General features: G+C 42.6%; 11 protein-coding genes. 2 read left to right on the top strand and 9 right to left on the bottom strand.

Features of this window, described 5'->3' with window-relative positions:
* From ACQ76V_RS04290 to ACQ76V_RS04250, 9 genes are all read right to left on the bottom strand, one after another.
* Positions 1–450: a nitrous oxide reductase accessory protein NosL gene (locus tag ACQ76V_RS04290; RefSeq protein ID WP_440999244.1), complete on the bottom strand. Its 450-nt coding sequence runs from the start codon at positions 448–450 to the stop codon at positions 1–3.
* A 17-nt stretch (positions 451–467) separates the two neighbouring features.
* Positions 468–1,037, bottom strand: coding sequence for a hypothetical protein (locus ACQ76V_RS04285; RefSeq protein WP_440999243.1), 570 nt, complete (start codon positions 1,035–1,037; stop codon positions 468–470).
* Between the two features lie 82 nt (positions 1,038–1,119).
* Positions 1,120–3,096: a Sec-dependent nitrous-oxide reductase gene (gene nosZ / locus ACQ76V_RS04280; protein ID WP_440999242.1), complete on the bottom strand. Its 1,977-nt coding sequence runs from the start codon at positions 3,094–3,096 to the stop codon at positions 1,120–1,122.
* 37 nt (positions 3,097–3,133) lie between these two features.
* A complete protein-coding gene (locus tag ACQ76V_RS04275; RefSeq protein ID WP_440999241.1) occupies positions 3,134–3,607 on the bottom strand; it encodes a c-type cytochrome in 474 nt (157 codons plus the stop codon).
* Between the two features lie 211 nt (positions 3,608–3,818).
* Entirely contained in the window at positions 3,819–4,271 is a 453-nt protein-coding gene (locus ACQ76V_RS04270; RefSeq protein ID WP_440999240.1) for an RrF2 family transcriptional regulator, read from the bottom strand.
* A gap of 129 nt (positions 4,272–4,400) precedes the next feature.
* Positions 4,401–5,408 carry a dTDP-glucose 4,6-dehydratase gene (gene rfbB / locus ACQ76V_RS04265; RefSeq protein ID WP_440999239.1) on the bottom strand — a complete coding sequence of 336 codons (1,008 nt, stop codon included), beginning with the start codon at positions 5,406–5,408 and terminating at the stop codon, positions 4,401–4,403.
* Positions 5,408–5,953 (bottom strand): dTDP-4-dehydrorhamnose 3,5-epimerase, encoded by a 546-nt coding sequence (gene rfbC / locus ACQ76V_RS04260; protein WP_440999238.1) that lies wholly within the window; start codon positions 5,951–5,953, stop codon positions 5,408–5,410. The genes rfbB and rfbC overlap by 1 nt, the downstream gene beginning before the upstream one ends.
* Positions 5,954–6,009: 56 nt before the next feature.
* The gene (rfbD, locus tag ACQ76V_RS04255) at positions 6,010–6,882 is read right to left on the bottom strand and encodes a dTDP-4-dehydrorhamnose reductase (protein ID WP_440999237.1); all 873 of its coding nucleotides are present in this window, start codon (positions 6,880–6,882) and stop codon (positions 6,010–6,012) included.
* Positions 6,882–7,586 (bottom strand): sugar phosphate nucleotidyltransferase, encoded by a 705-nt coding sequence (locus tag ACQ76V_RS04250; protein WP_440999236.1) that lies wholly within the window; start codon positions 7,584–7,586, stop codon positions 6,882–6,884. Before ACQ76V_RS04250 ends, rfbD begins: the two co-directional genes overlap by 1 nt.
* Positions 7,587–7,834: 248 nt before the next feature.
* On the opposite strand from ACQ76V_RS04250, the gene ACQ76V_RS04245 reads away from it, so the two are divergent.
* Both ACQ76V_RS04245 and ACQ76V_RS04240 read left to right on the top strand, forming a co-directional pair.
* The gene (locus ACQ76V_RS04245) at positions 7,835–13,006 is read left to right on the top strand and encodes an invasin domain 3-containing protein (protein WP_440999235.1); all 5,172 of its coding nucleotides are present in this window, start codon (positions 7,835–7,837) and stop codon (positions 13,004–13,006) included.
* A 190-nt stretch (positions 13,007–13,196) separates the two neighbouring features.
* A complete protein-coding gene (locus ACQ76V_RS04240) occupies positions 13,197–13,718 on the top strand; it encodes a hypothetical protein (RefSeq protein WP_440999234.1) in 522 nt (173 codons plus the stop codon).

Genomic DNA, 13,718 nt, shown 5'->3' with positions numbered 1-13,718 from the left:
TTACATTTCTACTTGGGATACCTTAGCCCAATCCAATAATTGCCCCGGTCTTTCAGTTAGATGTTTATTTGCTTCTTCTTTAGTTGGAAAAGCCAATAACGATTCGCCCATTGGGCTATTTACGACTTTACTTTTTACAAACTGGGCCTCTTTGGCATTTAACCAATTACCGGGCTCATCATAATTACTCACATAAAGCTTCGCACCGTCCAGTTCATTTTCATTCATCCGATAATAAACAGCCATACACTCTATAGCATCAAATTTGTAGGCTTTACCTTTATCAGTAACAATTTGTGACGCAAATTGGGCATCCGTTATCATCATCTTGCAATGCATACATTCATCGCTGCCGTAGTGCACTTCTGCCGGTTCCTGACTACACGCTATAGCAAATAGCAACAGCCCGATAACAGCAATAATTTTTATAATCTTAGAAAGATACGTCATAATAAACCTCTTCTCTGTCAATCCTGTTTGCTTTTCCACCATACCGTTCCGGCTATACCCATTGAGAGTAGTGAGATATAAAATCCAATATGTGGTACAGAAGTAGCATTAATATTCAACAGTTGCTTGCTACCTAAAAGCGGAGGCTGATAGGTCATTCCCGGCACTTTTATGGGAGCGTTGGGATCCAAATTGTGCCCATAGTCGTATCCCCAGATGTAAAAGTCTACCAGGCCGGCAATAGCAAACAGCGCAAATATCCCCAACCAGTATAAAATCCATTTTTCATTACCAACACCGGCAATCACTAATCCACTGATAATCAAAAAGCCAAAGATGAACGGCATAACCTTGAGCTCAGGTATTGAATCGGGATTAATCTCTTTCATCCCGATGTAGTGATTCAATCCGTTAATATTTTGCAAATCGTTTTTCTGCTTACCCTGAATATTATCCACCGTAATATTCATTCCAATACCTTCGGGATACTGCGGAGCTTCCATGCTGATGCTCCAAATGGGGAAAAAGTAAATCCCAATCAGTATCAGTGCAGCAACGGCCATCCAAACTCTTTTTTGTTTGTCCATACTATTCAAGTCAAAATTAATGTTCTATTGCGATAAGAAGAGAGGAGGCTTCACCCTCCTCTCCCCAAGGATTGAGGTCACTTTACTGACCTGTGCTATAAGAGATCGGTGTGTCTGAACTTTCTGGCGATACCCGTACATAACCCTGCATCTCTTGGTGCAGAGCTGAACAGAAGTCGGTGCAATAGAATGGAAAAACACCCACTTTTTTAGGTTGCCACTTCAATGTCAACGTTTCGCCCGGCATAATAAGCAGTTCAGCATTATTGGCACCTTTCATCGCGAAACCGTGTGGTACGTCCCAGTCCTGCTCCAGATTTGTTACATGGAAGTACACTTCGTCACCCACTTTAATACCCTCAATATTATCAGGCGCAAAGTGGCTTCGGATAGTGGTCATATATACATGCACTTCGTTGCCATTACGCTCTACGCGTGTTTCTTTTTCACTTTTAGCTGCACGAGGGTGATTATTATCATCGATTTCGTAGAATCGTTTCTGACGCTTCTTCACCTTGTCAGCCGTAATACCCTGGGCGTAGTGCGGTTCACCTTCGGTTGGGAAGTCGAGCAACAACTGCATCTTATCACCGGAAATATCAATCAGCTGTGCCGAGTGGAACATCTCTGGTCCTGTTGGCAGATAGCGGTCTTTGGTAATTTTATTCAATGCTACCAAGTATTTACCATCGGGATTCCGACTGTCACCACCTGGAATCATCAAGTGACCGGGTGAGTAATACACATCGATACGATCAACAACTTCTGTTTTTTCAATATCCCATTTAACAATTTCTGATGAGATAAAGGCTGTTGTATAGGCATATCCTTTGCCGTCAAACTCGGTGTGGAGTGGTCCCAAGCCCGGGTTTTCAACCTCACCGTGCAGAATTGAATCGTAATTTAATACCGGGATGCCTTGTTCTTCGCCTTCGAAGTCTTCATTCTCGATAGCAGTCATCATTTTGTCAAATGAGTGTACCGGAATCACCGTTGATAGCTTACCACCGGCCGCGATATATTGTCCCGTAGGATCTACATCAACACCGTGTGGTGATTTAGGCGTAGGCAAGAAATATACAATGCCTTCCAGTTTACGCGGATCAAGCACGCGTACTTCTTCAATAACTTCACTTTTGGCAACACCACCTTCTTCATGATCGATATAGTTGCGATAGTGCTCACCGGGAATCATTTTACCCTTGCCTTCTTTGGCATATTCGGCCGCTTTCTTCCAGTTAATAGCTGCGATATAGTCCTTGTCATTCCTTGAAGCATTGATTTCCAGCATCGTATTTGCTTCTTCACTGTTGTACGAAGTAAAGAACGACCAACCGTCAGAAGGGCCTTTTCCTGCGTGGGAAAGATCATAGTTGAAGCCCGGCATCATAATTTGGAAATCGATATTCATCTTTCCTTCGTCAGACACCTTGATAAAAGAGATGGTTCCTTTGAAATTCTCTTTATAACTGTCAATGCTCACATCCATATTCTGCAGATCATCCTCGTTCATAGGTATACTAAACCGCGTAGCGGCAGATACGTACTCGGTGTTTGGCGTCACAAAAGATGATGCATGGTTACCCGCTGAATTAGGGATCTCAATTATCTCTTGTGTTTTAAACTCATCCAAACCAATACGAGCAACACGCGGAGTATTATTTTCATTAATAAATACCCAGCGCCCATCGGTTTCTCCTTCCGTTTGAGAAAGCTCAGGGTGGTGTGCATCTCCCCATGGTACAAATCCGTCGGTGGTCTGCAACATGGCTTTTGTTTCTTCAGAATATCCATATCCATTTACTGCAGCCTGTGAAAAGACCGGAATGGTAAAGATATGTCGACCAGAAGGCAGTCCATAAACGCCCAACTGACCATTGTATCCCCCGGAAAAGAAACCGTAAAATTCATCATGCTCTCCCGGAGCTACATAAACCTTCTCTGCAGCGTCAGAAGAGGAACCAAACTCCCCGTTCGAGCTACATCCCATAGATATAAAACCCATTGCTGTTATTGCCGCAAGCGACCACAGCAACGATTTTTTTAACAGTTTATTCATAGTAGTGTGTATTTGATTGTTATGTATTAGCGATTATTTATTGTGATTCCTGTGCCAGGTATTCTACCACGGCTCGTGCCTTTTCTCTTGTCAATTGCTGATTCGTCATCCGGGTCGGATATTCCGTGACTAATGACTTTGCAACAGGATGTTTCTTTAACATTTCATCCGGATTTAAAATCATATTCATTACATAGGCAGGACTACGCGCATTCATAATCCCTCCCAACGGAGGCCCTACATAGCGCTTGTCCAACTTGTGACACGCACCGCACTTCATATCAAAAACGCGCATCCCTTCTTTAGCCAGCTCGGCATCGATTTCGCCGATAGTAATTTCTTCTTTAACCGGACCGATACCATGCGTAATTTCAAATTCGGTCAGCTCCTGCTCCTTTTTTTGAGCGTTATCATTCTCGGAATTATTATCCGAATTTCCTCCACAGCCAATGAGCAATACTGCCGTTAGCATAAGCAATCCGGCCACTTTTGTAATCGTTGATTTCATCATCCTTTTCTTTTTAAGAGTTTCTTGTCTTCTATTAATAATCATGCAATATGGGTGCCAACTTTGTTTAGGGTTTCATTTTCAGTTTTAAAAAGGTTAAATCATCATTTTAGCTGAATATGGATATCCAAGTATTGCGTTAATATCTCCATACTTTGCACTGATGCAATGAGTATTTTGTATTTACTTGCAAGCATGCAATACCGTCTCATACTCAACTCCATATAAACTTTCCATCCGGGGTTATTCTCAAATCCTTTGCTTTCCCTTCTTTCGACATATCCTCTAAACTTGTAGTTGTAAATACCTGGTTTATTTTATCTCGAGTCCCTTCCCACATGTCATGCATGGGACATGGTTTATCGTGTCCACATCCAGGCAGCCCTAACACACACTCGGTAAAAATGGCCGGGCCGTCAATCGCTTCAACCACTTCTTTCAGCGTAATTTCACTACCCGGTCGAGATAACCGCACACCGCCCTTAGGCCCCTTCATAGATTCCAGTAGGTTAGCGGCAGTCAATTCCTGAAGTATCTTTGTCAAAAAGTGAAATGAAATATCCAACTTATCACTCAATCCTTTGATAGAGATATACTCCTCTCCCGAAATCGATGCCAGATAGATTGAAGCTCGGAGCCCATAAACACACGATTTCGAGAAGATCATAGGTTAATTTCTGAATTAAGACAATTTTATCTTAATATATGTCAGAAATAAAAGACCTTCAACTATTTTTTATCAAAACTTGCTCTCTTAAAAGAAAGGAACTAACTATTTAATCAAGAGAGGAAAAAGCTATTTTCGATATCGGTGAATATACCACCTTACGGTTTCTCTCAATCGCTGCTCAAATGATTCTTCACTCTTCCAACCCAGCTCTTCTCTAATTTTTGAGGCGTCAATGGCATAGCGAAAATCATGTCCCGGGCGATCAGTAACAAAGGTAATCAACTTTTTAAAGTCTGAGTCCGGGGCATCTCCCACTTCTTGATTAAGGATATCACAAATCTCATTGACCAGATCGATATTCTTCCACTCGTTGTCTCCTCCTACAATATAGGTTTCTCCCGATTCCCCCTCGTTGAAAACCAGATCCAGGGCTCGACAATGATCCTGAACATAAAGCCAGTCACGTACGTTTTCGCCCTTCCCGTACACGGGAATATCTTCATGATTTAAAGCAGTTCGAATAACGGTGGGTATCAGCTTTTCGTCGTGCTGATGCGGACCAAAATTATTGGAGCAGTTCGTAGTTACCACATTCATTCCATAAGTATGAAAGTACGACCGGATAATAAAATCACTGCCTGCCTTGGATGCCGAATATGGAGAATTAGGAGCGTAAGGAGAATCCTCGGAAAAAGCACCCTGTTCTCCCAGTTCCCCATAAACTTCGTCCGTAGAAACATGCAAAAACCGGTTGTTCTGCCACTGTTTTTCATCCTCTTTCCAAAGCTGGCGGCACTCCTCAACCAAGTTAAATGTCCCCAGCACGTTGGACTTAATAAACGGTTCCGGACCTTTGATCGAGTTATCTACATGCGACTCTGCGGCAAGGTGAAACACCCCCTCGGGTTTATAGCTGCGGATAATATCCCTTACGGCCTCCCGATCAACCAGATCCAGTTTTTTAAAGGTATATCGATTGGAGTTCTTAATATCGCTCAAATATGATAGGTCTGATGCATAGCTAAGTTTATCGATGTTGAGCAACTCATAGTCGGGATAATTCTCGTGCAGATATAAAAGCAAATTAGACCCGATGAATCCCGCACCACCTGTAACTAATATTCGTTTCTTCATCAGAATAAGTCTTTATTTCTAATTTCATGTAATTGGGGCTGATCCTGATCTTTCTCAGAAATGATGGGATCGCTAACCTTCCAGTCAATATCCAGTTCCGGATCATCCCAAAACAGTCCCCGCTCACCCTCGGGGTAATAATAGTCGCTGCACTTATAGTAAACAAGGGCCTCATCAGAAAGGACCGAAAATCCGTGAGCAAATCCTTTCGGGATAAACATCTGGTGTTTGTTCTCGGCCGACAACTCCATCGCCACATACTCCCCAAACGTAGGCGAATCCTTACGTAAATCCACCGCTACATCCAAAATAGCTCCCTGCATCACCATCAACAGTTTATCTTGTTGGCACTCAATCTGATAATGCAATCCCCTTACGGTATTCTTCTGAGATTTTGAGAGGTTATCCTGTACAAAATGGACATCAATATTTTTCGATTGCAGATGTTCCTCGCGATAGGTTTCCAGAAAAAATCCCCGATCATCCTTATAAACTTCCGGTTTCAGCAGTAACACATCGGGAATAGTTGTTTCAACAATCTCCATTAAAAAAGCTGTTACGATTAAAATTTAAAATCTAATATAATGATTTATAGAGGAGTTTACTGTAACTGACCTAACAACTTTCGCAATCCCTTTTTCCAATCAATCAGTTCACTTCCCGGCACTCCTTCAATCTTATTTGTATTCAACTTCGAGAAGTACGGACGCTGAGCCTTGGTGGGAAATGCATCCGAGGTAACTTTCTCTAATGAAACCTCGATATCACTTATTGTAAAAATAGCTTCGGCAAAATCGTACCATGTGATGAGCCCCTTAGATGTGACATGGTAGGTTCCATTTGCCTGTTGATGAAGCAAGTTCAGACAATTTGTGACAACATTTTCAGCAAAGGTGGGACTGCCCCATTGGTCATTGACCACCTGAAGCTCATCGCGCTCTTTTCCCAATCGCAGCATCGTCTTCACAAAGTTAGATCCATCTCTTCCGCATAACCAAGACACCCGAATAACAAGGTGATTTTTAGTCGTCTGACGAATAGCCTGTTCGCCCTCCCATTTGGTCTTGCCGTACCAGTTGATGGGATCAGCCGAATATGTTTCGGGATAACCCTCCGGAAATTCTCTCTTGTTAAGCTTTATCCCGGGAAATACATAATCGGTCGAATAGTGAATAAGGGTAAAATCCAGTTCGTTGCTTAGCTCCGCCAAATATAAAACCGCCTCGGTATTCACTTTACGTGTCAACTTGCGATGGTTCTCCGCTCCATCAACATCGGTATAGGCGGCACAATTTATGACCACATCCGGTTTCTGCTCGCGAAACTCATCCGAAACCTTTTGGTAATGCGTAATATCCAAATCACTGGAAGTATACGGCAGTAACTTAATCTCATCCGAGTGATCTTGTTCAACAATACGTTGCCACTCCTTCCCCAATTGTCCTGATGCCCCAAGTAGTATTGCTTTTATCATTATTCAGAATCAACCAGTTTGTTCGCTCGCTTATATGATGATAGTGTTCCTGCATCAGTCCACCAACCTTCCATCACTGAAAATCGCATGGCCTTTTCCCGGATATAGTGATTGTTCACATCCGTAATTTCTAACTCCCCTCGGTCTGAAGGTTCCAAATCCCGAATAAAATCGAATACCCGGGCATCAAACATATAAACACCGGTCACCGCTAAATTGCTTTTAGGCTGCTCGGGTTTTTCTTCAATACCCACAATTTTATCTCCCTCAACCTCGGCTACCCCAAAACGTTCGGGATCATTCACTTCTTTTAGTAATATCTGTGCGCCATTGCCGGGATATGCATTTATTGCTTTCTTCAGGGAAGTTTGAAAAATATTATCCCCCAAAATTACGGTCATAGAATCATCACCCACAAAATTTTCCGCCAGCCCCAATGCCTGGGCGATACCACCGGCCTCATCCTGGACTTTATAAGTGAACCGGCAGTCAAAATCCTTACCCGATCCCAACAGGTTTACCACATCCCCCATATGCTCGGTACCGGTAACAATCAGTATTTCGTCAATACCTGCTTCCGTCAATTTTTGAATGGGATAATAGATCATCGGTTGATTACCCACCGGCAATAAATGCTTGTTGGTTACTTTCGTCAGTGGATATAATCGTGATCCTGTGCCGCCTGCTAAAATAATACCTTTCATAAATGGATTATCCGTACAGTTAAAAGAGATTAGTAAATTATAATTTATCAACGCCAAATAGAGCACAATATAGCCGCTTTGATCTGATCTTTAAAGCTTTTTAATTCAATCTTTGTTATCGTACTTTCTATTTTAAGATCAGTTATCATTGACAGGCAATAGACATCTATTAATACGGCGGCTTGAATAGGAGTAATGACATATCATTTATGAAGGGGTATTTATTCCCAATCATTGGGAGTGTAATAATGCTTCTGTTATTCTCACCCTCTAAAACATTTGGACAAGATGTTATCAAAGCTTCAGGAGGCACCAATCTTTCTATTGATTCGGTAGCCACCCAGGGATTTACACCTATTGACGGCCCAACCATTCGTGAAACCGCATCAGGCCAGCTAAATGGTGGAGGAACTATTGCTTTGTCACTACCCAGTGGTTTTGTATGGAATGATGCTCTAACTGCCGATGATATAACTATTACTATTGAACCAACCGGATCTGCTGCCACTCAATTACAAGCAAGTTTTAGTAGTATTTCTACACAAACTGTAACCTTCTCTATTGATAAAGAGAGCAAAACTGGTGGAAATGGTTCAGGTCCTGGGCGAATTGAAATTCAAGGGCTTGAATTAAGACCCAATACTACTAACGTGCCTACCACTGGACAAATTTCAAACACTGGTTCAACGGGTCCGGATACAAATTACGGAAACCTTAGCACTGCTGTTGGTGCCATCTCAAACGTTCAGGTAGAAACTAAAGCTGATGGAACCGGACAGATAGTTCAAAGTGACAATTTATTGGCAGGTAACTCTATTACTGTCTATGCTGTTGCACGTGATGTGGGAGAAAATTTCATACGGAACATTGCCTTGAATGATGAGGCCGACTGGATACTAACTGGAGGTAATGGTACAATTCCCCAAACGGCGCTCACCCCTTCGGGAGATCTAAAAAGTGCTACCTTCTCTTCCACCATAACAGGAACCACAACGATACAGGCAAACTATTCCGGCGTTACATTGGTGCCTTCTCAACTGATTACCGTTGATCCGCGCCCGGCTACCTCTATGACCGTTGAAACACAGCCCTCAGGTAGCGTTACCGCCGGTCAGATATTTCCACAACAACCGGTCCTTTTTCTGTGGGATCAGTTCGGGAATAAAGTCACAACTGACAACTCAACTCAAGTAACGGCAAGCCTCAATTCGGGCAATGCTGATATCGGCACCCAAACGATACAAGCCAGTGGAGGTGAAATTATCTATACAGGGTTGAGTAGCACCATCGCAGATACCATCAGTCTAAAATTCGAAAGTTCCGGACTTTCCACGGTCGCTTCTGATGAAATCATAGTACTTCCTGCTTCAGCTTCAGATTTAAAATTTATCCAGCAACCCACCAATACCGGCTCTAACAGTAGAACCATTGAACCCCCTGTTACCCTACAACTATTGGATCAATATGGGAACAACGTATCTGAGTCAGGCACCACCATTAACATTAATAATGAAAATTTTATAAAAGATAACAGTACACTTGCGACTCAAACTAATTCAAATGGTATTGCAACTTTTGACAACATAATCATCGACTCCAATAATACTGGTGTTAATGTCCAGTTAACCGCCCAGTTTTCTGGGATCGCTCAAGCCGTAAGTAGCGAGTCTTTCTTAATAATTGGCCAAAATGATTTAGCCGGATACGAAATAAAAACTTCTACAGACACAGATATCGGTGAACAACAAGCCGGAACATCATTTGATATTACCATTACTGCTTTAAATGGCAGTGGTAATGACTTCACTTTTTCATCTGACTCAACATTGACCATAACAGCTGACAATATTATCCAGGGGGGGAGTTTTGATGTCACAATTCTAAATGGCAATTCAAGTGTGAGTACTCCCATCATGTTGACCTCAACGGGCAGTACCAAAATTTATGCTGATGCGATCGAAGACATTAATGGAGAAAGTAACTCCTTTAATGTTATTCCTTCCGGTACAATTTCAACCTCCAATTCAACGATTTCGGCTGAACCCACATCCATTACCGCCAACGGTACCTCCATCTCTCAGATAACTGTACAGCTTAAAGATGAGTTTGGTAATAACCTCGTTACCGGTGGAGAAACTGTTAGCCTTACTACTACGGCTGGAACTTTCAGTAATGGAAACACAACGATCACAGCCAATGACAAAGGAAACGGCACGTACACAGCAGTTCTCACTTCCTCCTCAATCGCCGGAGAAACGGCGAATGTTTCAGCAACGGTCAATGGCAATACCATCAGTAATACAGCAACTGTTAATTTCGAAGCGGGTAAAGTAACAAACTTTGATATTACACTACCCACCCCCACCCAACAAACGGCGGGACAACAATTTACGATTGATATTGAGGCCGTTGATGCCCAAGGAAACAAAGTACAGGATTTTAATGGCAACGCTACCCTTTCTTCGAGTGCAACGTTAAGTTCAAGTACTAACACGACGATCAATTTTTCGAGTGGTGCTGCGAGTCAGTCGGTAACCGTAAATGAGGCTGACTCAGCTGTAACTCTCACCCTTACCGCTGATAATCTGTACAACGTTTCCTCCACGACCGGTTCATTCATCGTACTTCCCGGGCCCCCTTCCGCTTCGACCTCAACCGTTACGGCTGTTCCCGATGTCATTCAAAACGACAACAGTTCCCAATCAGCAATTAGTGTTATTTTACGTGACCAGTTTGGAAACCGTGTTTATCAGTCTAATACCGTTTCTCTCAACTTGGAACAGCTCGAAGCAAACAATGCAGCAACCGGAGGCGTATCTCCTGACGCTACGCTATCGAATGGTTCAAATATACCTTATGATGCTTCAAAAGGCGTTTATCGTGACACGCTCATTTCTTCCGGTACCGTTGAACTGGTGCAACTTACTGCAGAATTTGGGTCCGGACCTACGACAGTCAATCAAACAGCTACCATAGATATCGTTGTGCCCAATACTTGGACAGCTGGTGGCAAAGGGAAAACAAATACAGACTGGACCAATCCCGAAAACTGGTCTCAAGGCACTGTTCCAACTCCCCAAGACTATGTTATAATTCCTAATATTGGCGATTTACCCGTTTTGGACCTCAATATTGAGATGGGAAGTTTTGAAATTCAGTCAGGAGTATCACTTACCCTTTTTGGCGGTAACTCAATAACGGTATCAGGTAATACCACCGTTGATGGTAATCTGGATATTGAAGACAATACTGAATTATCGATAGGCGGTAATTTTATGGGCTCAGGCAGTTTTACGGCCGGTGAATCAACGACTATTGAGGTTGGTGGAGATGTCAGCCTTAACAGCTTTTTGGCAAGAACCACTGATTCTCAAATTACTTTAAATGGCGAAAGTCCTCAAACAATATCAACTACCAATTTCCTTGCTCAAAAACTGAACATCCTTAATGATGTAACCGTAACTTCCGGAAACCTTATTGATACATCGGAACTAACTATCACAGATGGAAATACGTTGGAAATTGCACAAGATGCGGGTATCACCGTTGATAATATTAAAAGCTTAACCGGTGACGGACAATTTATCCTTAACAATAATACACTGGTCGTTTCGGGTGATTTAAGCCTTCTAAACATTGATACAAGCCAAGGAACTGTAATCTTTGGCATTCGGCAAGGGGAGAATTTCGCAGATTATCCCAACCTGCAAAGACAACAAATTAACAGCCTGAGCCAAGTGCAAAATGCTGTAATTAACAACATTAATGGAGTTCGCACTACTGAAGATATTATTGTCGATGGTAACCTGACATTAGAAAATGGAGAGCTGATTATCTCATCCGGCAAAAGCTTAATTGCTCCCAACCAGACCTACAACAACGGATCACTTCGAATCCGGCGTTCAATTAACAATAAGGGTTGGATTATGATGGGATCGCCCATAAATTCCACTTTTTCAGATCTTTTTGATGAACTTGAAACGCAGGGCATAGCAAATTCCGATTATCCCAACAAACAACCAAATCTTCTTTACTATCTTGAGAATGCACAGTGTACCGATCAAGATGGCAATAGCACTCCCTGCACCGATAACCAACGCTGGCGAAAACCTGCTGATATCAATAATAATGTCCATCTTGCTAATGCTGATTCCACAGGCAGGGGATATTTCTTCTATGCCTTTGGCAATGTTGATGGAGATAATAATTACAATACCTCCCTCCCCAAAACACTTAGCATTAGCGGCGAAGAATATCAGTACCAAAATACTACCTTTAATTTTAGCGCTGTAACCTATACCGCTTCGGCGGATACCATTGAGTCCATGGTGGGTTGGAATTTACTTGCCAACCCCTGGGCAGCCAGTATCGACTGGGATGATACCAACTGGACAAAAACAAATATCGATAATGTAATCTATGTTTGGGACCCATCTACCAACAGCTATCAAACCTGGAATGGTATTGATGGATCCTTAGAAAATGGACTCATTGCTCCTTTCCAAGCATTCTGGGTTAAAGCAAACGGGGCTACTCCCGAACTAACGGCAAATAAATCAGCAAAAACAACCGGCGCCAAGTTCTATGGGAAATCGCAAAAGAAACCAGCCTCGATAGGATTTAAGCTTGAAGCTGATACCCTTGAAACGGAAACCCACATCACGCTAACCCCCGACGGCAGTAATGACAAAGATCGGCGTGACGGCTACCGATTGCTACCCTTCGAAACGGAAACCTATTTAGAGCTTTTTACCACATTTGATGATGGTACCGAATTAGCGATTAATAACCTGGCACGCTCGTTTGGAAAAGAAGTTTCCATCCCGCTGCATGTAGGTGGATTCAAAGATGGTCAAGCGATTAATGGCGAATATACCCTCTCCTGGCCGAAATTTGGCGATGTGCCTGAGGAATGGACTATTATCCTGGAAGACCGCAAAAGTGGCGAAAAAATCGATCTCCGAAAAAATACCTTCTACAGTTTTAATCTGTCACAGTCGAAGGCGAAAACGCCCCTCCAGAATACCGTAGAAAATTTTAAGTTGGTTAATAATCCAAAACCAGATGTACAGGCAAAGTCACAACAGAAAAGTAGTGACGAAGAAAGCCGATTTGTCATTCGCATCTCACCCGGTGCCGACGGTTCGGATGTGCCCAACGAGTATTCGCTTGGCAAAAACTATCCAAATCCGTTCACCGAAAAAACAACCATCGAGTATAATACCCCGGTTGAGAGTGAAGTACAAATCCATGTCTATGATATATTGGGACGTAAAGTAAAAACCATTTTGGACGAACGACGTCCGGCCGATTATCATGAAATTGACTGGACGCCCAATCAGCTGGCCAGCGGCATTTATATTGTTGTAATGCGGGCCGAAGGAAAACAGTTTTCTAAGAAAATTACGTACATCAAGTAACCGCAAGGCTTAACCCCACTTCGCAAGGGGTCTTACTGATTTAGAATCCACTTATCTACCTTAAGATTTACTAATGCAGAGGGAACCTCTCCTCCGCATTTTTTATTTTATGTTATAAACAAATATTATGACACCTGCTTTAGGTTGCTCATTTTATAATCTAATTCTGTAGACGGCTAAATAATCTCACATGATGAAAAGTAGATCTGTTGTTGCAATCCTGATTGGGTTCATATTCATTTTTTTTCCTTACGGCTCTATGTTGGCGCAACAAAACAGAAGTGGGACTGATGTAAACATTAATGTTTCGGCACGGGTGATCAGCAGTATTGAGATGATCACTATACAATCAATGAACTTATCAGAAGCTGAATCAGACAATGACCAGATCCGCATAAACCCACTGAACAGTACCAACGCCGGTAAGATGATCGCCATCGGAAGTGCAAATTCCGAAATACGTATAAGCTACCTCAAGCAGCGCGAACTTACTCAACTGAATGGGGCTGAAACATTGATTTTTAATTACCAGGTAGCCGGTAATACCGAAGATGATCAATCTTCGGCCGAACTGCTGGACCGCGAAAACCGCGACTTTCAGTTTAATGAGGAAGGTCGCTTTTATCTCTGGATTGGCGGCAGCGTAGATGTTTCAACGGCCAGTCCCGGCAACTATCAAGGTGAATTCACGGTAGATATTGAGTATATATAA

The organism is Fodinibius sp. SL11 (assembly GCF_052060035.1).
Classification (GTDB): domain Bacteria; phylum Bacteroidota; class Rhodothermia; order Balneolales; family Balneolaceae; genus Fodinibius.
The sequence above is the reverse complement of the archived record's forward strand: the minus strand, read 5'-3'. Positions and strand labels throughout refer to the sequence as shown.